Genomic DNA, 20,996 nt, shown 5'->3' on the forward strand with positions numbered 1-20,996 from the left:
TCCGGGGAGGCAAGATGGACACCGAGACCGACCTTTTCGTGCAGGCTTTCTGGGTGAAATGCCGCGATATCATCCGGCCCGAACTCGACGAGGCCGTCAATGCTCTGCGTCATGCAGGCCACGACGCAAACATCTCGACCCTGGAATTCTCGCCCGACGAGAAGACCGCCCCCGAAAGTGGGCCGACCCTGACCCTGACCATCCACACGAGCGGTACGGGCGACACGCGTGTCCTGCGCTATCGCGGCGACGTGGCGACCCGGGAGATCGAGGTCATGGCCTCCGGCTGCAAGACTTCGCGCTACGATCTGTCGGCTGTCACCCAGGCCGGCGTGAAGCACGACATCGCGCTGTGTTTCGGATCGATGCTCAAGACCAAGTAGGACCCAAGGAGGATACCGTGGCCGACGCCATCGACGACCTGTTCCGCCGCTTCGGCAAGGCCTTCAACAAGGGCGATGTCGACGCGATTGCCGACTGCGTGACCGAAGACTTCGAATGGCGCCTCAATACCGGCGGTTCGCCGACCGGGCGCGTGCTCAAGGGCAAGGAGGCGCTGCGCGCGCACTTCGCCGACAAGAGCACCGCGCATCGCGAGGTGCGCTTTTCCGAGGCCAGCATCCACCGTGCCGGCGACAAGCTGTTCGGCACCTTCCGGGCCACCGGCATCGACCATGCCGGCAAGCCGTTCGATCGCTACGGCATCGACCTCTATGAGGTGAAGGACGGCAGGATCGCGCTCAAGGACAGCTACATGAAGGCCGAGTGATTTCGATGTCGAACGATACCGTCCTCTGGGAGATCGACCGCCGCGGCGTGGCCACCGTCACGCTGAACCGTCCCAAGGTGAACAACGCCTACAACGGCGATCTCATCCAGGGCCTGCACGATGCGATGGATTCGCTTGGCTCGGAGAGCAACTTGCGCATCGTCGTGCTGCGCGGCAACGGCAAGCATTTCCAGGCGGGCGCCGATCTCTCCTGGATCACCGCCGTCGCCAAACAGTCGCCCGCCGAGAACGAGAAGGTGAGCCGTCTCACCGCCGAGGCCGTAAAGCGCCTCGACACCTGCCCCGTCCCGACGCTCGCACTGATCCAGGGCGGCTGCTTCGGCGGCGGCACAGGAATCGCGGCGGCCTGCGACGTCGTCGTGGCACAGGAGGATGCGCTCTTCTCCATCAGCGAGACGCGCTGGGGCCTGATGGCCGGCATCATCCTGCCGCAGCTCTGCCAGGCGATCGGCCTGCGCCAGACGCGGCGCTACGCGCTGACCGGCGAACGCTTCGGCGCCCACGACGCGCGGCGCCTCGGCCTGGTGCACGAAGTCTGTCCGGTGGGCGGGCTGGCCGAAGCCGGCGAGAAGATCGTCGAGTCCGTCCTGATGAACGCCCCGCGCGCCACTACCGCGACCAAGCTGCGCTCGCTCGCCTCGGCGCGTGCCTTCGTCGACGATGGCGAGCTGCGCGACCTGATCGACGAACACGCCCGCACCCGCCAGCAGGACGAAGCCACCGAAGGCCTCGCCAGCTTCAGGGAGAAGCGCAAGCCCGCATGGTATCCGGGTTAACCAACCCGTCGTCCCGACCGGAGCCTCGCGAAGCGAGGCGTAGCGGTCGAGACGACGGAACTTTGGCTAGCTACTCCGCCGCCTGCTTCTGCGCGGTGCGATCGGGGGTGAGCGTGTAGGTCGTGAACTGGCGGTTCAGCGCCGGCATCGGACAGGCTTCGAGATGGCCCTCGGCCGGGCGCATCAGGATCATCGCCGTTGTGGCGGTCATAACGCCGCGCGTGTTCATCCGCGGCGGGCGGCAGACCGAATGCGGCGTGCCCCAATCGTCGAAGAAGGCGTGGCGGAAATCTTCCAGGGTGAGCTTGCCGCGCCTGGGCGAGAGCTGGTCGCGCACGCGCTTGTCGCGGTAGATCGAGTCCGGCGTCTCGGCGAGGCCGGTGTCCTTCACCTTGGCCCGCGCCGAGTCGGCGATCCAGTGGTTGGCATGGACGTAGAGCCCGCGGTCGGGCGCGATCCAGAAGGTCTCATCTGGCGCGCACTCGAAGCCGAAGGCCTCGCCACCACAATGACTCACGGCCATGTGGTTCGAGCCGGGCTTGGGCGTCGAGACGATCGTCTGCACCGCGTTGGCGAGATGGGCGGCCTCCAGCACCTTGCGGCGGATGAACGGCAGCGGCACGCCGGGGCCGCGCTGATAGTCGCGATCGCATTCCAGGGCATTGGCCGTGAGGCCGATGCCGGCCGAGTTGAGGCCCGAGCGCGCGAGCCCGCCGGCTTCCGTGAAGGTGAGGATATCGGGCCCGTCGTCACGGCGGATACGCAGCACGACGCCGGTCTCGGCGCATTCGGCGCGCCAGTCCCAGTTCTGGCCGTGCAGCAGCACGCCGTCGGCGCTGGCTTCGGGCAGTGCGAGCGCCGCGGTGCAGCCGTCGGGAAAGTGCCTGGCGGCCTGCGCCTTGCGCGCCGCCACCACCATTTCGGTGCGGGCGTTCATCAGTACGACCGCGGCGAAGGGCTCGTTGGCGCCCTCGGCGATGCCGCGCATCTCCTCGACATAGGCCGGATCGAACTTTTCGATCACCGGCACCATCGCCTCGGCGCGGCGCTCCAGCTCCTTCCAGTCGACGCCCGACTTGAGCAGCGACTCGGCGTACATCTTGGCGCCGCGCCGCAGGCGATCGGCGGCAGCCTTGCCATGAATCCGACCCCGCTCCCTGGGGCCGCCGGACAGATCGATCAGCGGGAAGGGAGCGTAGTCGGTCATGAGAGCCTCTTAAGGGTGACCCAACTTAGGGATGTCCAAGTAGGGCCTGGCGGAAACGGTCCTTGAGATGCGCGCCGTCCTGCGGCGGCATCACGAACTCGAGCTTCTCTACCATGACCTTGACGAGCCGGAACACCGGACCCTTCTTGGTACGCACGTCCTTCACCAGTTCTGCGACCTCGCCTGCCTCGCGCACCGTCGTGGCGTCGGCGATGCCGCAGCCGCGTGCGATCATGGCGAGATCGGTGCCCGCGCCGGAATCGGTCGGGCCGTTGTTGCGCGGGCTGGTATGGGTGGCCTGGTTGCCGGTCTCGCCGAACTTCTCGTTGTCGAGCACGACGATCGCCAGGTTCTCCGGCATCTGCGTCGCGACGGTGGCGAGCGAGCCGAGGCTCATCAGCATGTCGCCGTCACCGGTGATGACCAGCACGCGCTTCGTGGGCTGCGCCATGGCGAGGCCCAGGCCCATGCCGACCGGCGCGCCCATCGAACCCCACAGAGGCATGTTGAGCGGACGGTCGCCGGCGGCGGTGATGTCCCAGTTCGACGAGCCGAGGCCCGCGATCACCAGCAGGTCGTCGCCGGCGTTCTCGAGGAGCTGCTTCACCAGCGGGCGACGCTGCAGGGTCGCAGCTGACTTGTTGGCGCTCATCCTACTTCTTCCCGAAATTCTTGATGCCGATCAGCTTCTGGCGCAGCAGCACGGCGACGGCCTGGCCGCCGTTGAAGGCCGAGCGCGCGGCGGCGTCGACCGTGGCCTTCACGTCGGCGGCATTGTCGACCGAGTAGAGCAGCACGCCCATGGCCTCGAGCACCTTCGGCGTGCCCTGCCCCATCGGATACTGCCAGGAATTGAACTCACCCCAGTCGCCGCGCATCGTGATCAGGGTCAGGAACGGGAAGCGCAGGGTCTTCGGCATGCCCATCAGGTTGATGGTGTTGCCGACGCCCGAGCTCTGCATCAGCAGCACCGAGCGCTGGCCGCCCAGCCATGCGCCGGCGGCGAGCGGAATGCCCTCCTCCTCGGTCGTGAGCGCGAGCGTGCGGATCGAGTTCGACTTCTGGCAAGCCTCGATCAGGCGGCCGTGGCCGGCGTCGGGTACGTGATAGACCTGCTTGATGTCATGGTCCTGGAAGACCTCGAAGATCTGGTCGCGCCAATCAACGTTGGACGGGGCAGGCTGCGTCGGGGCGGCGGTCATGTTTCTCCCATTCCCGGTTCAGGATCGGCCGGCACAGTAGCTATAACGGGAGCGAAACTGGACGACTGTTGGGAATGAACAGATATAACGATATTGTATGGCTCCCATGGAGCTGTCCCAACTTCGCACCCTCATCCACGTCGCCGACCTCGGCAGCCTGAGCAAGGCGGCCGACCGGATCGGCATCGCCCAGCCGGCGCTCAGCCGCCAGATCCGGATGCTGGAGGAGGAACTGTCGGTCCGGCTGTTCACCCGCCATGGGCGGGGCATGGTCCTCACCGAGAAGGGCCGGGAGATCCTGGAACACGCGACGAGGGTCATGACCGAGCTGGAGGAGATCCGCGCGACCGCCGCCGATCTCGACGCGCCGCTTCGTGGCCGGATCGCCATCGGCTTTCCACCGACCGTGGCCGACATCCTCTCTCTGCCGGTTGTCGCGGCCTTCGGGAGGACCCATCCGCAGGTCGAGCTGCGGCTGGTCGGCGCCTATACCGGTCACCTGATCGACTGGCTGCATCGCGGCGAGATCGACGTCGCGATCCTCTACGATCCGAACGTTGCGCGATCCCTGAGGTCCGAGCCGCTGCTGCTCGAGAACCTGTTCCTGATCGGACCGCCCGGGTCGGGTTTGTCGTCGGACCGGCCGATACCGTTCAGGGATCTCGAGGGCAGGCGTGTCCTGCTGCCCAGCACGCGTCATGGTTTGAGGACGATCGTCGAGCGGTGCGCCGAGGAGGCGGGCATCGCGTTGCATGTGGCCGTCGAAGCCGATTCGTATGCCACCTTGAAGGACCTGGTCCGTCATGGCCACGGCTGGACGATCCTGCCACTGTCGCCCATTCATGACGACATCGCAGCGGGAAGGCTCGCGGCAACGCCGCTCACGGACCCCGCGCCGGTCCGGCAACTGGTCCTGTCCTATCCCGCGGACCGGCCGGTATCTCGCCTGACGCGATTTGCCGGCGAGACGATCGCCGACATCGTTGCTGATCAGGTCGAACGGAAGATCTGGCCGGGCAAACTGCTCAGAAGGGCTTGAGCACCACCAGAAAGACGATGGCGATCATCAGCAGGGTCGGCACCTCGTTCCACCAACGATAGTAGTTGGCCGGCCGGACGTTCCGGTCCGCCGCGAAGTCCTTGCGCCAGCGTCCGTACAGGTGGTGCACCACGGTGAGGACACAGATGAGCGTAAACTTGGCGTGCCACCAGCCGGAGTGCCACCAGCCGCCCTGCCAGGTGAGCAGAAGGCCGAAGATCCAGGTCGCGATCATCGCCGGGTTCATGATGCCGCGTAGCAGGCGCCGTTCCATGGTCTTGAAGGTCTCGCTCTGCACGGAGCCTTTCTCGGCATCGGCGTGATAGACGAACAGGCGCGGCAGGTAGAGCAGTCCCGCCATCCAGGCGATGACCGAGATGATGTGCAACGCCTTCAGCACTTCATAGAGCATCAGACCGCTCCGGCGATCAGCGGGCAGCCGCGGTGGCTGCCACTGCAAGGCATCGTCTTCGCGCCGTGGCAGATCGCGACCTGCGGTTCGCTCAGGATCGCGTGCACGCGGGCGGCGAGACCCGCGATGAAAGCGGGATGCGTGCCCACCGTCGGCACGCGGACATAGGCCGGCACACCGCTCTCGTTGGCCAGGGTGCGGTAATCCATGTCGAGTTCGACCAGCGTTTCCGAATGTTCCGACACGAAGGCGAGCGGATAGAGCACCACGGCTTTCCCATCCTTGCCGGCACGTCGGATTTCGTCGTCAGTAGGAGGGCCGATCCATTTCAGGGGGCCGACTCGACTCTGATAGCAGACCGACCAATCGAGGCTGCCGACGCGCTCGGCAATCGCCTTGGCCGTGCGTTCGACCTGGGCCTGGTAGGGATCGCCGGCCTTGATGACCTTCTCCGGCAGGCCATGTGCCGAGAACAGAATGCGGGTCGGACGATCACCCGCTTCCGCCAGCCCCTGCTTCAGCAGATCGGCGGAGGCTGCGATGAAGCCATCCTCGTCGGGATAGCAGCATACGGTTTGCGTCGGCACGCCGAGCTTCGCCGCGGCCGCCGCTTCCTGCCAGGCCTTCACCGACGAGGCCGTCGTCGTCGTGGAGAATTGCGGATAGAGCGGCAGCAGCACGATGCGATCGGGCGCGAAGCGCTTGACCGAGCGCACGACCGCCTCTGTCATCGGATGCCAATAGCGCATGCAGACATAACCGCGCCATTCATGCCCGGGCCCCAGCGCCTCTTCGAGCGCGCGGGCCTGGGCTTCGGTCTGGCCGAGGATGGGCGAGCTGCCGCCGATCCTGGCGTAGATGCCTTGCGCCTTCGCCGTCCGCCGGCTGGAGATGAACCGCGCCAGCGGCAACCTCAGGAACGACGGCAACGAGATGATCGCGGGATCGCTGAACAGGTTGCGCAGGAACGGCTGCACGGCCTCCGGCGAATCCGGGCCGCCGAGATTGAACAGGATGATGGCGACTTTCATGCTTCTTCCTCCTCCCCATTCAAATGGGGAAGATCATGATCCCGGCTTCCAGTTGCGCACGATCTCGACCAGACGCGCGACATTGTCCGGCGGCGTCTGCGGCACGACGCCATGGCCGAGGTTGAACACGAACGAGCCGTGCCCGAGCTTGTCGAGGATACGCGTCGCCTCGCGCTCCATCGCCTCGCCGCCTGCCACCAGCATGATCGGGTCGAGATTGCCCTGTACGCAGATATGCGGCTGGATCTCCTTCGCCGCCCAATGTGCGCCGATGCCGGTGTCGATCGACAGCGCGCTGAACGTCTCGGGCAGGCGGTACATCAGCGCCGCGGGACCGACGGCGCGTGGAAACGCGATGACCGGCACACCGGGATGACGCTCGCGCAAAGCCTTCGCGATCCGCACCATCGGATCGAGCGACCAATGGAAGAGCTGTTCTTCCGGGAGCACGCCGGCCCAGGAATCGAACAGCTGGACCGCATCGACGCCGGCATCGACCTGGTGGCCGAGATGATCGACCACCGCCTCGATCAGGAGATCGATCAGCAGCTTGAAGGATTCGGGATGGGCATAGGCCCACTTCTTCACCTTGGCGAAATCCTTGCTGCCGCTGCCTTCGATCATGTAGCAGGCGAGCGTGAAGGGCGCGCCGGCGAACCCCAGCAGCGCCGTGTCCTTCGGCAGTTCAGCGCGCGTCTGCCGGATCGCTTCGTAGACCGGTGCCAGATGTTCCTGCAGGCGGGCCCGTGACAGCCGGCCGAACTGCGACGGATCGGTCAGCGCCTCCAGCTTCGGCCCCTCGCCTTCCGCGAACCAGACTTTCTGGCCCAGCGCATCCGGCACCACGAGAATGTCGGAGAAGATGATCGACGCGTCGAGGCCGAACCGCCGGATCGGCTGCAAGGTCACCTCGACGGCCTTGTCGGGCGTGTAGCAGAATTCGAGGAACGACCGCGTCGTCGCCCGCACGGCGCGATACTCCGGCAGGTATCGTCCTGCCTGGCGCATCAACCATACCGGTGGCGTCGCATGCCTCTTTCCGGCCAGCGTCTCCAGGAATTTCCCGCCGCTCACTCTCTGTCCCTCATGCTTCCTTCTACTCTATTCATAATAGGTAGTAGCAGTAGTAGGGCCTGTGGCATCTGGGGATGCGCCCTATTCGTCATTTCTCCCCAGCGGCCTGTGGAGCATGAGAGGCCGGTTTTCGGCGCTCCAACGCGTGATTCACGACTCGCAGGCCATTCGTCCCGAGCTGTACGCAGGGGACGATGGATCGGATGGGCCGGGCGAGTCGGGTCCCGAATCCGGACCGGGGCGACGGATCTCCTGCTTGTCCCCGAAATCCCCGGCGCAATCCCGCGTTTCTCCCGGCACGCCTGTGGGGTAAAACGGGCCGTGGCCAACCGTAATTTCCACGTCCATCTCGTATCCGACTCGACCGGCGAGACCGTGTCGAGCGTCGCGCGCGCCTGCCTCGTCCAGTACGAGGGCATCTTCGTGCAGGAGCATGTCTGGTCGCTGGTGCGTTCGCCGGCACAGATGGAGAAGGTGATGCAGGCGGTCGAGCGCGACCGCGGCCCCGTCCTCTACACGCTGGTCGATCCCGAACTGCGCGACGTCGTGCGCGATCATTGCCGGCGCCTGCAGCTTCCCTGTGTCGGCGTGCTCGACCAGGCGATGAGCGTGCTGGCGGTGCATTTCCATTCCAAGAGCGAGCAATGGCCGGGCCGCCAGCATCAGCTCGACGAAGGGTACTTCGATCGCATCGACGCCATGCACTACACGCTGGCGCATGATGATGGCCAGTCGACCCACGACCTCGACGATGCCGACGTGATCCTGGTCGGACCCTCGCGCACCTCGAAGACACCGACCTGTGTCTATCTGGCCAATCGCGGCGTGCGGGCGGCCAACGTGCCGCTGGTGCCGCATGTGCCGCCGCCGCCCGAGCTGGAGGAGGCCAGGCGGCCATTGGTCGTCGGCCTGATCACCGATCCCGAGCGACTGGTGCAGATCCGCGTCAACCGGCTCCGGCTCATGCAGCAGGAGACCGAGACGGACTATACCGACATGGACACCGTGCAGGGCGAGATCCAGGACGCCCGCCGCCTCTATGCCCGCCGCAAGTGGGCGACCATCGACGTGACCCGACGGTCGATCGAGGAAACTGCCGCGGCGATCCTGCAGATGCTGGCGACCCGCCGGGAACAGCGGTTGCAATCGACCTAGGAGACCGAAGCAGGAGGCGACCATGAAGGCAGCCTGGGTAGCGTTGGTTGGAGTTATCTCGTCAACGGCGGCCCTCGCAGCCAACGGTATCGCCGTTACCCGTGGCACCGACTCCAATGTCTACGGCAACTGCGTGCCGAGCCTGGTCGTCGAGAACAAGTCGGGCGAGACGATCGACTATCTGCAGGTCGATGTCGTGCTTGCGTTGCGCGATGGTCGCCAGCGCACCGTCGAACTGAAATCGGCCTATCGCGAGGGAGTTCCCGCTCCGATTGCGCCAGGGGGCAGGGCGACCCTCAGCCAGCATCTCGACACCTCCCGGGCGCTCGGCGTGCCCTGCGGGGAGGTCAGCGAACGACGGGTCTCGCGCACGATTTGCGAGACAAGCCATGGCACAGTGTGTGCATCTTCTATCTCCGTGCAACCCTGAGGCCGTCTTCCATGCAGCTACGTCGTAGGACCGTGCTGGGCGCTGCGGGCGCCTCGCTTGTCGTCGCGCCTTCCTTCGGCCCCGCCGTAGCCCAGGACTACCCGAACAAGCCGCTGAAGATGATCGTGCCCTACCCGCCCGGCGGCGGCACGGACGGGCTCGGCCGTCTCACCGCGCAGGCCCTCTCCGAAAAGCTCGGCCAGCAGATCGTCATCCAGAATGTCGGGGGCGCCTCCGGTACCATCGGCTCCGAGATGGTCCGCCGCGCCGAACCGGACGGCTACACCATCCTGTTCAATGCCAGCCTGTTCGTGCTGGGCAAGACGGTGGTCCCTTCCTGCCCCTACGATCCGCAGACGGATTTCCGCCCCATCGCCCAGGCGGGCGAGGCGCCGCTCGTGATGCTGGCCAACAACAACGTGCCGGGCAACGACTACGCGGCGACCATGGCGGCCGTGAGAGCCGATCCCAAGAAGTTCTTCGTGGCGATCTCCTCCGGCGGATCTGCCGGCCACATCGCGACCTTGGCGTGGCTGAAGCGCATCGGCATTCCGCTCGACCAGATCCTCTACAAGGGCACGGCGCCGGCCAACACCGACCTGATGGCCGGTAGCGTCCAGTTCTTCATGGATCCCTGGACCGCGCTGCTGCCGCTCGCCACGTCGGGCCGCGCCAAGGGCCTGTTCGTGACCTCGAAGGAGCGCACGCCGCTCGCGCCCAACATCCCGACCTCCGCCGAAGTCGGCCTCAAGGATTTCAACCTGAGTTCCTGGTACGGCGTCTGGGCGCCGAGGGACACGCCCGAGCCGATCGTGAGCAAGCTGGCCGCCGGCATGGCCGCGGTGTCGAGCGACAAGGGTTTCATCGACAAGACCACGGCTCTTGGCATCGTCCCGACCGCGCGCGGCCCGAAGGACTTCGCCGCCTTCATCAAGCAGGAAGTCGAGACCAACACCGCGCTCCTGAAGGAAGCCAACTTCAAGCCGGAGTGACGGTCGCTGGGCGCGCGCTCCCAGCGCTATTCCGCCGCCTTCGCCACCGGATCGAAGCGGGAGTCGAAGTCGCGGATGGCGGCTTCGACGGTGGTCGAGATCTGCTTCAGCTTGTCGGTGTTCACGACCTTCAGGCCGAACAGGTCCTTGACGTAGAAGACGTCGACCGCGCGCTCGCCGTAGGTCGTGACGTGGGCGGTGGCGATCTGCAGGTTGAGGCGCGTGAGTGCGCGTGTGACGACGTGCAGGAAGCCTGGCCGGTCGCGGCCGTTGACCTCGATCACGGTGAAGGCGTCGGACGCGTTGTTGTCGATCAGCACCCGCGGCTCGACGGTGAAGACGCGGTCGCGCTTGGGCCATGACGCCCGCTGGCTGTCGAGTTCGCGCTGGATGTCGAGGCGGTTGGAGAGCGAAAGCTCGACCCGGGCGGCCAGCCGCGCCAGCCGCTGCGGCCCGTCGAACGGCTTGCCCTCGAGGTCCTGGATCCAGAACGTGTCGAGCGCCATACCGTTGGCCAGGGTGAAGATCTTGGCGTCGACGATGTTGGCGCCGCTGATCGCCATGGCGCCGGCGAGGCGGGCGAACAGGCCGTGCGTGTCGAGCGTGTAGATCGTGACCTCGGTCACCGAACGCTCGTCGTCGACCCGGTGCTCGATGGCGAGCGGCTGTTTGGCCCTTTCGGCGCCACGCACCAGTTCGGCCTGCCGGACCAGCGTTTCGACGGGAAAGGACAGCCAGTAGGAAGCGTAGCCGCGCGCAAAATGCGCTTCCTTGTCGGCCTCGCTCCAGCCCGGCAGGCGCCTGGCGACCTCGGCCTGGATCTGCTTGATGCGCTCGGCGCGGCCGCCGCCCAGCGTGCCGCCAGACAGGACCTGCTCCGTCGCATTGTAGAGCTGGCGCAGCAGGGCGGCCTTCCAGTTGTTCCAGACGTTCGGGCCCACCGCGCGGATATCGCAGACCGTCAGGACCAGCAGCAGGCGCAGGCGCTCGGGCGACTGGACGAGTGCCGCAAAGGTTTCGATGGTCTTGGGGTCCATCAGGTCGCGCTGGAACGAGGTGCCCGACATGGCGAGGTGATAGCGCACGAGCCAGGCCACCGTTTCGGTCTCGGCGGCGCTGAGGCCGAGGCGAGGTCCGAGCTGCATCGCCACGTCGGCGCCCAGCACGGAATGATCGCCGCCGCGTCCCTTGGCGATGTCATGCAGCAGCACCGCGAGGTAGAGCACCGGGCGGGACACGACCTTGTGCACCACGTCGGCCGACATCGGGTGGTCTTCCTTGAGCGCACCCGATTCGATCTTCGACAGGATGCCGATGGCGCGGATCGTGTGCTCGTCGACCGTGTACGTGTGGTACATGTCATGCTGCGTCTGCGCGACGACCCTGCCGAAATCGGGCACGAAGCGGCCGAACACGCCGGCCTCGTTGAGGCGCCGCAACGTCGTCTCCGGGTCGTGGCGCGACGTCAGCATCTCCATGAAGAGACGGTTGGCTTCCGGATCGTTGCGAAGCCTGTCGACCAGCCGGATGTTCTGCGTGATCAGCCGCAGAGTCGCGGGATGGATGTCGAGATCGTTCTCCTGCGCCACATGGAACAGGCGCAGGATCGCCACGGGATCCTTGGTGAAGGCGTCGGGCGAGGCGACGGCCAGGCGCTCACCGTCCAGGCGGAAGCCTTCGAGCTCGCGCGGCCGCAGGCTCTGCCATAGCGCGGCGAGCTTGGGTTTGCGGCGACGGCTGTCCTCGAGAGCCGCCACGAAGATGCGCGTCAGGTCGCCCACCGTCTTGGCGTGGAGATAGTAGTGCTTGGTGAAGCGCTCGACGCCGCGGCTGCCCGGCCGGTCCTGGTAGCCCAGGCGCGCCGCGATCTCGCGCTGGAGATCGAACGACAGGCGATCGTCGGCGCGGCCGGTCAGGTAGTGGATGTGGCAGCGCACGGTGGAGAGGAAGCGTTCCGCCCGCTCGAAATGCCGCGCCTCCTCGCGCGTGAGCACGCCCTTGGCGACCAGTTCGCCCGGTTCGCTTACGCGGTAGAGATACTTGGCGATCCAGAACAGCAGGTGCAGGTCGCGCAGCCCGCCCTTGCCTTCCTTGACGTTGGGCTCGACCACATAGCGCGAATCGCCCATGCGCTGGTGGCGCTGGTCGCGCTCCACCAGCTTGGCGTCGACGAAGTCGCGGCCGTCGCCGACGTAGAACTTCTGCGCGAAACCGCGCTGCAGCTCGTCGAACAGCGCGCGGTCGCCCCAAAGATAGCGGGCCTCCAGCAGGGCGGTGCGGATCGTCTGGTCGCGCTCGGCGTAGCGCAGGCTTTCGTCGACGGTGCGGGTCGCGTGGCCGACCTTGAGGCCCAGGTCCCACAGGAGATAGAGCATGAACTCGACGATCTGCTCGCCGCGCGGTGTCTGCTTGTAGGGACGCAGGAACAGCAGATCGATGTCGGAAAGCGGCGCCAGCTCGCCGCGGCCGTAGCCGCCGGTCGCCACCACACCCAGCCGCTCGGCGGCGCTGGGATTGGCGGCCGGATAGGCGTGCTGGTCGGCGAAGTCGAACAGGACCCGGATGATCTGGTCCATCAGGTAGGAGGTCGCGATCAGGACCGCCGGCCCGTCATTCTTGAGCGGGCCCGGCTCCTCGAAGCGGCGGCGGATTTCGGCCCGGCCCTTGGCCAGCGCATCGCGCAGCAGGGCCAGGACGGGCGGGCGCGGCGGCTCGCCGCCGTCGGGCAGGTCCTCGACCAGGTGGGCGAGGGCCTCCTCGAGGGTGCGGCGGCGCACGATGGCGCGGCGGTCCGGAATCTCGTCGTAGGGTTGGGCCATGGCGGGCGGATACTACAGGGTGCGGGTGGCCTAAAGTAGGCCCCTGAACGGCCCTTCGCTCTCCCGGCGGATGCGCGGGTCCCGGCCGCCAGCGATTTCGTGCGATACTCGCGCCATGTCGTTCAAAGTCCTGCTCGCAGCTCTCGCGATCCTGTGCGGCGCTGGCCCGGTTCTGGCCCAGGGTACGCGCCCTGCCCCTCCTCCGGCGCCGTCGGCGCCCGCCTCCGGCCTGATCGACCTCAACAGCGCCAGTCGCGACGATCTCATGTCGCTCGACGGGATCGGCGAGGTGCGGGCCGACGCGATCATCCGGGCCCGGCCCTTCAAGGCGAAGACCGAGCTGGTCGAGCGGCGCCTGATCCCCGAAGCGCTGTACGAGAAGATCGCCGACAAGGTGATGGCGCGCCCCGTGCCGGCCGCTCCCGCGCCGCGTCCGGCTCAACCGGCGCCCAAGCGGACGTGACGGACCCTACGATCTATGCGCTGGGCACGCCCACGCCCACGCGGGCCCATCCCGGCGCGCTCGCGGTCGTCCGGCTGAGCGGCCCGCGGGCAGGCGAGGCGGTGGAGCAGCTCACGCGGCGGCCCCTGCCGGAACCCCGGCGGATGGTCCTGCGCGCCCTTCGCGATCCTTCGACCGGCGAGGTCTTCGACAAGGCGCTGGTCGCCTGGTTCGCCGCGCCGAACACCGAGACCGGTGAGCCGATGGCCGAGCTGCATCTCCATGGCGGCCGCGCCGTCGTGGGGGCGGCGCTGGATGCGCTCGCCCATCTCGGATTCTGTCGCATGGCCGAGCCCGGCGAGTTCACGCGCCGCGCCTTCGAGCACGGCAAGCTCGACCTCACCGAGGCGGAGGGCATCGCCGATCTGGTCGCGGCCGAGACGGCGGCACAGCGCCGGCAGGCACTGCAGCAGATGGACGGCGCCTTGCACCGGCTCTACGAGGACTGGCGGGCCAAGGGCCTGCGTGCGCTCGCCCATCTCGAGGCGGCCATCGACTTTCCCGACGAGGATCTGCCGGACGGGCTTGCGGACGAGGTTCGTATCGCCGTTGCGGGCCTGCAAGGCGAGATCGCCGGCCATCTGGAAGACCGCCGCGGCGAGAGGCTGCGGGACGGGCTTTCCATCGCGATCATCGGCCCGCCCAATGCCGGCAAATCCTCGCTGCTCAATCTCGTGGCGCGCCGCGAGGCGGCGATCGTCTCGGAGACCGCCGGCACGACGCGCGACGTGATCGAGGTGCATCTCGATCTCGGCGGCTGGCCCGTGGTGCTGGCCGACACAGCGGGCCTGCGCGAGTCGGGCGATGCGATCGAGCAGGAAGGTGTTCGGCGCGCACGAGCGCGGGCGGACGCCGCCGATCTTCGCATGCTGGTGGTCGATGCTTCCGGCGACTGGCGCGCCAGCATGAAAGCGATCATCGACACGACCGAACGCTGGGATGCGACGCGCGACATCGTGGTGGTGAACAAGACGGATCTCGTGCCGGTCGACGATCCCGGGATCGTCCCCCTGTCGACCAGGGGAGGCATTGGCCTGGCCGGATTGCTGGTGCGTCTGGAAGCCTCCGCGGAGGCTGCGATGCAGGAAGGTGCCGGGGCGCCGCCCCTCACGCGCGCGCGCCATCGCGAGGCGTTGATGGAATGCCAGGAGGCATTGGCGCGGGCGCTCCATGCGCCCGAGGTCGCGCTGGCTGCCGAAGACCTTCGCCTGGCGATGCGCGCCATCGGCCGCATCACCGGGACGGTGCGGCTGGACGAACTCCTCGACGTGATCTTCCGCGACTTCTGCATCGGGAAGTGAAGACACCGGAACGACTCCCGGCAGGAGACGTTCAGGTCCCGGCATAGTTCGCGAAATCGAGCAGGCGTATGGTGCAGCGACCCGGTACCCACGCCCCAGTGGTGAGTCATGCGGAAGGACAGTCTCGCTCCCTATCGCGCCAAGCGCGACTTCAGCCTGACGGAGGAGCCGTCGGGCAAGGCGTCCGTCCCCAAATCGAAGCAATTGCGGTTTGTGATCCAGCGCCACGACGCTACGCGGCTGCATTACGATTTCCGCCTCGAGCTCGATGGCACGTTCAAGTCGTGGGCCGTGACCAAGGGCCCCTCGCTCGATCCGACGGTCAAGCGCCTGGCGGTCGAAGTCGAGGATCACCCGCTCGACTATGGCGACTTCGAAGGCACCATTCCCGAGGGCCAGTATGGCGGTGGAACGGTCCAGCTCTGGGATCGCGGCTACTGGATTCCCGAGGGCGATCCGCATGACGGGCTGAAGCGCGGCGACCTCAAGTTCACCCTGGTGGGCGAGCGGCTGGAGGGAAGCTGGGTTCTGGTTCGCATGAAGTGGGACCGTAAGGGCGGCAAGCGCACGAACTGGCTGCTGATCAAGCATCGCGATGCCGCGGCGCACGAAGGCGACGACGACAGGATCCTGAAGGACCCCAAGTCGATCGCCTCGGGCCGCACGTTGAAAGAGATTGCGCTGGGCACCGGCAAGGCGCCCAAGCCGTTCATGACGGGCAGGAAGCGCAGCGCCGGCGCGGTCTGGCAAAGCAACAGGAAGGATGGCGGCGACGATGCCGTGCCCCGGAAGGGCAAAGCCAGGGCGAAGAAGATCGCGGCGATGCCGAAGTTCGTCGAGCCGCAGCTTGCCAGGCTGGTGGAGCGCGCGCCGGCGGCCGAAGGTTGGGCGCACGAGGTGAAGTTCGACGGCTATCGCCTGCAACTTCGTGTCGAGGAGGGCGAGGCCCGCCTGCGTACGCGCAAGGGCCTCGACTGGACGGAGAAGTTCGCGGCGATCGCCAGGCAGGCGGACAAGCTGCCGGACTGCATCCTCGACGGCGAGGCAGTGGCGCTCGACAGGCACGGTGCGCCGGACTTCGCGGCGCTGCAGGCGGCGCTGTCGGAAGGTCAATCGAAGAAGCTGATCTTCTTCGTCTTCGATCTGCTGTTCCTGGAGGGCGAGGATCTGCGTCCGCTGCCCCTCTCGGAGCGCAAGGAGCGTCTCAAGGCATTGCTCGGCGACCTGCCGGAGAATGGCAGCCTGCGCTACGTCGATCACTTCGAGACGGCGGGCGATGCTGTTCTGCAATCGGCCTGTCGCATGCACCTGGAAGGCATCGTGTCCAAGGAGCTGGCTGCGCCCTACAAGTCGGGGCGCAACGGCAGCTGGACCAAGGCCAAGTGCCGAGCCGGGCACGAGGTGATCATCGGCGGCTGGACCAGCGAAGGCCGCCGCCTGCGCTCGCTGCTGGCGGGTGTCCATCGCGGCGACGGCAAGAGCCGCAAGCTCGTCTATGTCGGCCGCGTCGGCACCGGCTTTGGCGAGTCCGTGATGCGCTCCCTTGTCCCGAAGCTGCGGGAGGTCGAAAGCAAGACCAGCCCGTTTGCCGCCGGCGCCAGCCCGCCCAAGGAAGCGAACATGCATTGGGCCCGGCCCGAGCTGGTGGCCGAGATCGAGTTCGCGGGCTGGACCGGCGCGGGCAACGTGCGTCAGGCTGCCTTCAAGGGACTGCGCGGCGACAAGCCGGCCGACGAGGTCGAGGCCGAGGTCGCCGCAAAGCCGGAGAAGGTCGAGATGGCGAAGCCCACGCCCCGGAAGACGCGGAAGGTCAAGGCGGCTGCCCCCGCACCTTCGGGGCCGGCGATCGTGATGGGCGTGTCGATCTCTCATCCCGACAAGCCACTGTGGCCCGACGAGAAGCCGCCGGTCACCAAGATCGAGCTGGCGCAGTACTACGAGGCGGTGGGCGATTGGATGATCGATCACATCGCGGGCCGCCCCTGCTCCATCGTGCGCACGCCCGACGGGATCGGCGGCAAGCAGCACTTCTTCCAGCGCCATGCAATGCCCGGCTCGTCACACCTTCTTTCCGAAGTGAAGGTCAGCGGCGACAAGAAGCCCTATCTGCAGATCGACCGGGTCGAGGGCCTCGCGGCGGTGGCGCAGATGGGTGCGACGGAGCTGCATCCGTGGAACTGCCAGCCCGGGAATCCCGAACTGCCCGGGCGGCTGGTCTTCGATCTCGACCCGGCCCCGGACGTGGCCTTCGACGCGGTGATCGCCGGGGCGCGCGAGATCGCCGCGCGCCTGCGCAAGCTCGGCCTGGTGCCTTTCTGCAAGACGACGGGCGGCAAGGGCTTGCATGTCGTGGTGCCGCTGACGGACGACAGGAAGAGTCCGGACTGGGACACGGCCAAGACCTTCGCCAAGGAGATTTGCCGGAGGGTCGCCGAGGACGAGCCCGACCTCTACGTGATCAACATGGCGAAGAAGGAACGGTCCGGCCGCATCTTCCTCGACTATCTGCGCAACGACCGCACTTCGACGGCGGTCGCGCCCCTCTCGTCGCGTGCGCGTCCCGGCGCCACCGTGTCGATGCCGATCGAATGGACCCAGGTGAAGAAGGGTCTCGATCCGATGAAGTACACGGTGCGCACGGCACCGGCTTTGCTGAAGCGCAACAAGCCGTGGAAGCAATACGCGAAGTCCGCGCGTCCGCTGCGCGCCGCCATCGAGAAGCTCGTGAAGTCGGAGTAGCGACATGGCCAGGAAGAAAGCAATGCGACCGACCTGGGAGGGTCATCTGCGCCTGTCGCTGGTGACTTGTCCGGTCGCGCTCTACACGGCGACCGAGCGTACCGCCGATATCCATTTCAACATGATCAATCCCAAGACCAACAACCGCATCCGCATGCAGACGGTGGATGCCGGCACCGGCAAGCCGGTGGATCGCGCCGATCTGGTCAGGGGCTTCGCCGTCTCGAAGAACAAGTACGTGCTGCTCGAGAAGGAAGAACTCGATGCGGTGCGGCTGGAATCGACGCGCATCCTCGATATCGAGGAATTCGTCGACGCCGCCGGGATCGATCGCATCTACTGGGACGAGCCCTATTATCTCGCCCCGTCGGGCAAGACCGGCATCGAGGCTTTCGCGGTGATCCGCGCCGCCATGGAGAAGCGGAAGAAAGTCGCGCTGGGTCGCGTCGTCATGCACCAGCGCGAGCGCATCTGCGCGCTGGAGCCGCGCGACGCGGGCATCCTGCTCACCACCCTGCGCACGCACGACGAGATACGCGCCACGTCGGAAGTGTTCGACCGCAGCCTGCCCAGGCCGAACGCGCAGATGCTGCAGATCGCCGAGAAGATCATCGAGCAGCAGGACGCCAAGTTCGATCCGACGCGCTTCAACGATCGCTACGAGGATGCGCTGCGTGAGCTGATTGCCAAGAAGAAGAAGGGACAGCCTGTTGTCTCCGAAGCGCCGGAGCAGGACGAGGAGAAGGTCGTCGATCTCATGGAGGCGTTGAAGAAGAGCCTCAAGGGTGGTGGCGGTCCCTCGCGCGACAAGGCCGACCGCTTTCTCGAAGCGCATGGGCGAAGCAAGGCGAAGCCGAAGGCAAAAGCCAAGACGAAGACCCGCCGCAAGGCTGTGTCACGCAAACGCGCGGCCTGAGGCAGTGGCGCTCATACTCTGTCGACAACCCATGAGCGCCACTGGAGTGGCGCGCTCCATGGCTACTCTTGTCGCTCCCAGGCCACGGGCTGGAGCACACCGTCGACCGTGATGTGGCGGAAGGTGACGCCGTAGGCCGTGTCGATCACGCCAGCGCTGAGGGCAACATCGGGCGGACCGTCGGCGGCGACCTTGTTGTCGGCCAGCACGACGATCCTGTCGGCGAAGCGGGCTGCCAGGCCGAGATCGTGCAGCACCACGATCACGCAGGCGCCGCGGGCCGCTTCGGCACGCAGGATCGTCATGGTCTCCAGCGCATAGGCCGGGTCGAGGCTGGCGACCGGTTCGTCGGCCAGGAAGATCGGCGCTTCGGTGGCGAGCGCCCGGGCCATCATCAGGCGCGCCCGCTCGCCTTGCGACAGCGTGTCGATGGCACGGCCGGCCAGGCGCAGCCCGTCGACGCGCCCGAGCGCGCGCTGCACGGCTTCCTCATCCGGGGCCTTCATCGGCCGACTGAGATCGGCGCCGTGCGGCAGGCGGCCGAGCGCCACCAGGTCACGCGCGCGCAACGGCCAATAGGCAGAGGCGGCTTGCGGCAGATAGGCGATGCTCCAGGCGCGGACGGCGGAACCGAGCGAAGCCAGGGGCTGGCCGCGCAATTCGACCTGCCCGGCGGCCGGCGCATCGAGACCCGCGAGATGGCGCAGCAGGGTGGTCTTGCCCGCACCGTTGGGCCCGACGATCGCGGTGACCTCACCGGCCTTGAAGGCGAGATCGATGCCGTCGAGGACCGTCGCATGGTCGCGGCGGCTCACGAGCCCGCGGACGGCAATGGCGATCTCGTTCATGTGGCGAGCCAGGCGGCGTGCGCCTTGCGCACCGCGCGCACCAGGAACGGCGCGCCGACCAGCGAGGTGAAGACACCAAGCTGAAGTTCGGACGCCGTCGGCAGCAGGCGCACGACGATGTCGGCGCCCAGAACCAGGGCGGCCCCGACCAGCATCGACGGGACCAGCGTGCCGCCGGGACGGAAGCCGACGCGGGCGCGGATGAGATGCGGCGCGATCAGGCCGACGAAGCCGATGACGCCTGCGACCGAGGTGGCCGCACCCACCATCAAGCCGACGCCGAGGGTGAGCCTGAGGCCGAGTGATCTCGTGTCGGCGCCGAGGCTGCGCGCCGTGTCCTCGCCCAGGGACAGGGCGTCGAGCCAGCGGCCGGCGCCCAGCACGATGACGGCGCCCAGGATCATGAAGGGCGCCGCGATGGCGAGGTAGCGCAGGTCGCGATCGACGATCGAGCCGGCCAGCCAGAGCGAAATCTCCTGGTAGGCGAAGGGATTGGGCGACAGCGCGAGCACCAGCGAGATCAGTGCCGCGGCGATGGCGTTGACTGCCACGCCCATCAGCAGCAGCGAGACGGTTCCGGTGCCCGAGCGCACCGCGCCCATCAGCAGGGCGACGGCGATCGCGGCGCCGGCGATGCCTGCCAGCGGCAGGGCCAGCACGAAGACCGCGGCGAGACCGCTGTAGAAGGCGCACACGGCGGCAAAGCCCGCGCAGGCCGACACGCCGATCACGCCGGGCTCGGCCAGCGGATTGCGCAGCCAGCCCTGCAGAACCGCGCCGCTAAGGCCCAGCACACTACCGATCAGCAGGCCCAGGGTCGCGCGCGGCACGCGCAGTTCCCAGACGATGGTCCAGCCGACCTCGTTACCCAGCCGCCACGGCCACCAGGCCGGACCGACCGCCAGCGACAGGAGATAGAGTGCCGCGACCAGCAGCAGGAGCCAGCGGTTCATCGCCCCGCCTCCGCGAGGCGCCGCATCGTCTCGAAATTGTCCGGTCCGGCACAGATCGAATATTTCGTTGGCACCGAGGCAAGCTTCGACTGGCCTGCCAGGGCGAGGAGAGCGTGATGGCCGACGAACTCGGTGGCGCGCGCCGGGTTGTCATTGGCGGTTCCGTCGAGCACCAGCAGATCGGGCCGGCCCGCGAGGACGGTTTCCAGCGACACGCGGCCGAAGGAGCCGATGCCGAGATCGGCGGCGAGGTTGCGATAGCCCGAGAGCCGCAGCAGCTCGTCCATCAGGCTGCCCTTCCCCGAGGTGCCGCGATTGGCCTCGAGATAGACGGCCGTGCCGCGAGGCGCGCCCGTCCAGGTGAGCAGGCGGCGCTGCTCCCGCATGCCGGCGATCAGGTTCCGGCCGACGTCTTCGCGGCCGAGCGCCGCCGCCATCTGCTCGATGACCGTCTCGGCCTCCCCGATCGAGGTGGCCCACGGCAGCTCGAGCACGCGCACCCCGGCGTCGCGCAGCAAGCGCTTCAGTCGGCCATGAGAGCCCTGGCCGAGGATCACGAGGTCGGGCCGCAGGATCAGGATCGATTCGACGGAGTCGCGCACCGGCGGGAGGGCAGCGGCGCGGTCGGCCAGCACCGAGAGGCGCGGATCCTGCGACAGGTAGCTCACACCGACGAGCTGATCCGGTGCCGCGAGGCGCAGCGCCATCTGGTCGAGACAGAGATTGAGCGTCACGACGCGCTGCGGTGCCTGCGCCGCCGCCGGGACAGCCGCGAGCGGCAGCATGAGGCACGTGAAGGCGCGGACAAGT

Annotated in this window: 21 protein-coding genes; 11 read left to right on the plus strand and 10 right to left on the minus strand. The window is 67.3% G+C overall.

The features are described from left to right. Nucleotides 1–14 precede the first annotated feature (14 nt). The 3 genes from Q0Q48_RS03405 to Q0Q48_RS03415 are packed head-to-tail and all read left to right on the plus strand — an operon-like array spanning nt 15 to nt 1,566. Nucleotides 15–383: a hypothetical protein gene (locus Q0Q48_RS03405; RefSeq protein ID WP_295134016.1), complete on the plus strand. Its 369-nt coding sequence runs from the start codon at nt 15–17 to the stop codon at nt 381–383. 17 nt (nt 384–400) lie between these two features. Then, nucleotides 401–769 (plus strand): nuclear transport factor 2 family protein, encoded by a 369-nt coding sequence (locus Q0Q48_RS03410; protein ID WP_295134019.1) that lies wholly within the window; start codon nt 401–403, stop codon nt 767–769. Nucleotides 770–774: 5 nt separating this feature from the next. Then, the gene (locus Q0Q48_RS03415; protein ID WP_295134022.1) at nt 775–1,566 is read left to right on the plus strand and encodes an enoyl-CoA hydratase-related protein; all 792 of its coding nucleotides are present in this window, start codon (nt 775–777) and stop codon (nt 1,564–1,566) included. 70 nt (nt 1,567–1,636) lie between these two features. Here Q0Q48_RS03415 and Q0Q48_RS03420 read toward each other — a convergent pair whose 3' ends face one another. From Q0Q48_RS03420 to Q0Q48_RS03430, 3 genes are read right to left on the minus strand one after another with little or no spacing between them, the layout of a single operon-like run. Next, complete coding sequence (locus tag Q0Q48_RS03420; protein WP_295134025.1) at nt 1,637–2,773, minus strand: C45 family peptidase; 1,137 nt, start codon at nt 2,771–2,773, stop codon at nt 1,637–1,639. Nucleotides 2,774–2,798: 25 nt separating this feature from the next. Beyond that, the gene (locus Q0Q48_RS03425) at nt 2,799–3,425 is read right to left on the minus strand and encodes a thiamine pyrophosphate-dependent enzyme (RefSeq protein WP_295134028.1); all 627 of its coding nucleotides are present in this window, start codon (nt 3,423–3,425) and stop codon (nt 2,799–2,801) included. Nucleotide 3,426: 1 nt separating this feature from the next. Then, nucleotides 3,427–3,975, minus strand: a complete 549-nt coding sequence (locus tag Q0Q48_RS03430) for a thiamine pyrophosphate-binding protein (protein ID WP_295134031.1) — start codon at nt 3,973–3,975, stop codon at nt 3,427–3,429. Nucleotides 3,976–4,081: 106 nt separating this feature from the next. Between Q0Q48_RS03430 and Q0Q48_RS03435 the strand changes: the two genes are divergently transcribed. Further along, on the plus strand, nt 4,082–5,014 hold the full coding sequence (locus Q0Q48_RS03435) for a LysR substrate-binding domain-containing protein (protein ID WP_295134034.1): 933 nt from the start codon (nt 4,082–4,084) through the stop codon (nt 5,012–5,014). Here Q0Q48_RS03435 and hemJ read toward each other — a convergent pair. The 3 genes from hemJ to hemE are packed head-to-tail and all read right to left on the minus strand — an operon-like array spanning nt 5,001 to nt 7,531. Next, on the minus strand, nt 5,001–5,426 hold the full coding sequence (gene hemJ / locus Q0Q48_RS03440) for a protoporphyrinogen oxidase HemJ (protein WP_295134037.1): 426 nt from the start codon (nt 5,424–5,426) through the stop codon (nt 5,001–5,003). The two genes, Q0Q48_RS03435 and hemJ, sit on opposite strands and share 14 nt — an antisense overlap. Further along, nucleotides 5,426–6,457 (minus strand): ferrochelatase, encoded by a 1,032-nt coding sequence (hemH, locus tag Q0Q48_RS03445; protein WP_295134040.1) that lies wholly within the window; start codon nt 6,455–6,457, stop codon nt 5,426–5,428. Before hemH ends, hemJ begins: the two co-directional genes overlap by 1 nt. A 33-nt stretch (nt 6,458–6,490) precedes the next feature. Beyond that, nucleotides 6,491–7,531, minus strand: a complete 1,041-nt coding sequence (gene hemE, locus Q0Q48_RS03450) for a uroporphyrinogen decarboxylase (protein ID WP_295134043.1) — start codon at nt 7,529–7,531, stop codon at nt 6,491–6,493. A 321-nt stretch (nt 7,532–7,852) separates the two neighbouring features. Here hemE and Q0Q48_RS03455 point away from each other — a divergent pair, with 321 nt between their 5' ends. The 3 genes from Q0Q48_RS03455 to Q0Q48_RS03465 are packed head-to-tail and all read left to right on the plus strand — an operon-like array spanning nt 7,853 to nt 10,108. Continuing rightward, nucleotides 7,853–8,686: a pyruvate, water dikinase regulatory protein gene (locus tag Q0Q48_RS03455; protein WP_295134046.1), complete on the plus strand. Its 834-nt coding sequence runs from the start codon at nt 7,853–7,855 to the stop codon at nt 8,684–8,686. Nucleotides 8,687–8,708: 22 nt separating this feature from the next. After that, nucleotides 8,709–9,116, plus strand: coding sequence for a hypothetical protein (locus Q0Q48_RS03460; RefSeq protein WP_295134049.1), 408 nt, complete (start codon nt 8,709–8,711; stop codon nt 9,114–9,116). An 11-nt stretch (nt 9,117–9,127) separates the two neighbouring features. Then, nucleotides 9,128–10,108 (plus strand): tripartite tricarboxylate transporter substrate binding protein, encoded by a 981-nt coding sequence (locus Q0Q48_RS03465; RefSeq protein WP_295134052.1) that lies wholly within the window; start codon nt 9,128–9,130, stop codon nt 10,106–10,108. 26 nt (nt 10,109–10,134) lie between these two features. Here the strand turns inward: Q0Q48_RS03465 and Q0Q48_RS03470 are convergent, their stop codons facing one another. Next, on the minus strand, nt 10,135–12,927 hold the full coding sequence (locus tag Q0Q48_RS03470) for a [protein-PII] uridylyltransferase (protein WP_295134055.1): 2,793 nt from the start codon (nt 12,925–12,927) through the stop codon (nt 10,135–10,137). Nucleotides 12,928–13,042: 115 nt separating this feature from the next. On the opposite strand from Q0Q48_RS03470, the gene Q0Q48_RS03475 reads away from it, so the two are divergent. The 4 genes from Q0Q48_RS03475 to Q0Q48_RS03490 all read left to right on the plus strand — a co-directional run bounded on the left by Q0Q48_RS03475 (nt 13,043) and on the right by Q0Q48_RS03490 (nt 18,385). Next, the gene (locus tag Q0Q48_RS03475; RefSeq protein ID WP_295134058.1) at nt 13,043–13,390 is read left to right on the plus strand and encodes a helix-hairpin-helix domain-containing protein; all 348 of its coding nucleotides are present in this window, start codon (nt 13,043–13,045) and stop codon (nt 13,388–13,390) included. After that, the gene (gene mnmE / locus Q0Q48_RS03480; protein ID WP_295134061.1) at nt 13,387–14,730 is read left to right on the plus strand and encodes a tRNA uridine-5-carboxymethylaminomethyl(34) synthesis GTPase MnmE; all 1,344 of its coding nucleotides are present in this window, start codon (nt 13,387–13,389) and stop codon (nt 14,728–14,730) included. Before Q0Q48_RS03475 ends, mnmE begins: the two co-directional genes overlap by 4 nt. 108 nt (nt 14,731–14,838) lie before the next feature. After that, the gene (gene ligD / locus Q0Q48_RS03485) at nt 14,839–17,469 is read left to right on the plus strand and encodes a DNA ligase D (protein WP_295134064.1); all 2,631 of its coding nucleotides are present in this window, start codon (nt 14,839–14,841) and stop codon (nt 17,467–17,469) included. A gap of 4 nt (nt 17,470–17,473) precedes the next feature. Further along, on the plus strand, nt 17,474–18,385 hold the full coding sequence (locus Q0Q48_RS03490) for a Ku protein (protein WP_295134067.1): 912 nt from the start codon (nt 17,474–17,476) through the stop codon (nt 18,383–18,385). 62 nt (nt 18,386–18,447) lie between these two features. On the opposite strand, the gene Q0Q48_RS03495 is transcribed toward Q0Q48_RS03490, so the two are convergent. From Q0Q48_RS03495 to Q0Q48_RS03505, 3 genes are read right to left on the minus strand one after another with little or no spacing between them, the layout of a single operon-like run. After that, nucleotides 18,448–19,233 carry an ABC transporter ATP-binding protein gene (locus Q0Q48_RS03495; protein WP_295134070.1) on the minus strand — a complete coding sequence of 262 codons (786 nt, stop codon included), beginning with the start codon at nt 19,231–19,233 and terminating at the stop codon, nt 18,448–18,450. Next, nucleotides 19,230–20,186, minus strand: coding sequence for an iron ABC transporter permease (locus Q0Q48_RS03500; protein WP_295134073.1), 957 nt, complete (start codon nt 20,184–20,186; stop codon nt 19,230–19,232). Before Q0Q48_RS03500 ends, Q0Q48_RS03495 begins: the two co-directional genes overlap by 4 nt. Further along, nucleotides 20,183–20,971 (minus strand): ABC transporter substrate-binding protein, encoded by a 789-nt coding sequence (locus Q0Q48_RS03505; protein WP_295134076.1) that lies wholly within the window; start codon nt 20,969–20,971, stop codon nt 20,183–20,185. Before Q0Q48_RS03505 ends, Q0Q48_RS03500 begins: the two co-directional genes overlap by 4 nt. Between the last annotated feature and the right edge of the window lie 25 nt (nt 20,972–20,996).

It is taken from the genome of uncultured Reyranella sp. (assembly GCF_945957355.1).
In the GTDB taxonomy this organism is placed as follows: domain Bacteria; phylum Pseudomonadota; class Alphaproteobacteria; order Reyranellales; family Reyranellaceae; genus Reyranella.

Excerpts from the sequence above, each read along its gene's own strand:
- ligD (WP_295134064.1), top strand. The coding sequence starts at position 14,839 with ATGCGGAAGGACAGTCTCGCTCCCTATCGCGCCAAGCGCGACTTCAGC.
- Q0Q48_RS03490 (WP_295134067.1), top strand. The coding sequence starts at position 17,474 with ATGGCCAGGAAGAAAGCAATGCGACCGACCTGGGAGGGTCATCTGCGC.
- Q0Q48_RS03495 (WP_295134070.1), bottom strand. The coding sequence starts at position 19,233 with ATGAACGAGATCGCCATTGCCGTCCGCGGGCTCGTGAGCCGCCGCGAC.
- hemH (WP_295134040.1), bottom strand. The coding sequence starts at position 6,457 with ATGAAAGTCGCCATCATCCTGTTCAATCTCGGCGGCCCGGATTCGCCG.
- Q0Q48_RS03415 (WP_295134022.1), top strand. The coding sequence starts at position 775 with ATGTCGAACGATACCGTCCTCTGGGAGATCGACCGCCGCGGCGTGGCC.
- Q0Q48_RS03435 (WP_295134034.1), top strand. The coding sequence starts at position 4,082 with ATGGAGCTGTCCCAACTTCGCACCCTCATCCACGTCGCCGACCTCGGC.
- Q0Q48_RS03475 (WP_295134058.1), top strand. The coding sequence starts at position 13,043 with ATGTCGTTCAAAGTCCTGCTCGCAGCTCTCGCGATCCTGTGCGGCGCT.
- Q0Q48_RS03470 (WP_295134055.1), bottom strand. The coding sequence starts at position 12,927 with ATGGCCCAACCCTACGACGAGATTCCGGACCGCCGCGCCATCGTGCGC.
- Q0Q48_RS03430 (WP_295134031.1), bottom strand. The coding sequence starts at position 3,975 with ATGACCGCCGCCCCGACGCAGCCTGCCCCGTCCAACGTTGATTGGCGC.
- Q0Q48_RS03405 (WP_295134016.1), top strand. The coding sequence starts at position 15 with ATGGACACCGAGACCGACCTTTTCGTGCAGGCTTTCTGGGTGAAATGC.
- Q0Q48_RS03420 (WP_295134025.1), bottom strand. The coding sequence starts at position 2,773 with ATGACCGACTACGCTCCCTTCCCGCTGATCGATCTGTCCGGCGGCCCC.
- Q0Q48_RS03500 (WP_295134073.1), bottom strand. The coding sequence starts at position 20,186 with ATGAACCGCTGGCTCCTGCTGCTGGTCGCGGCACTCTATCTCCTGTCG.
- hemJ (WP_295134037.1), bottom strand. The coding sequence starts at position 5,426 with ATGCTCTATGAAGTGCTGAAGGCGTTGCACATCATCTCGGTCATCGCC.
- Q0Q48_RS03505 (WP_295134076.1), bottom strand. The coding sequence starts at position 20,971 with ATGCTGCCGCTCGCGGCTGTCCCGGCGGCGGCGCAGGCACCGCAGCGC.
- Q0Q48_RS03465 (WP_295134052.1), top strand. The coding sequence starts at position 9,128 with ATGCAGCTACGTCGTAGGACCGTGCTGGGCGCTGCGGGCGCCTCGCTT.
- Q0Q48_RS03460 (WP_295134049.1), top strand. The coding sequence starts at position 8,709 with ATGAAGGCAGCCTGGGTAGCGTTGGTTGGAGTTATCTCGTCAACGGCG.
- Q0Q48_RS03425 (WP_295134028.1), bottom strand. The coding sequence starts at position 3,425 with ATGAGCGCCAACAAGTCAGCTGCGACCCTGCAGCGTCGCCCGCTGGTG.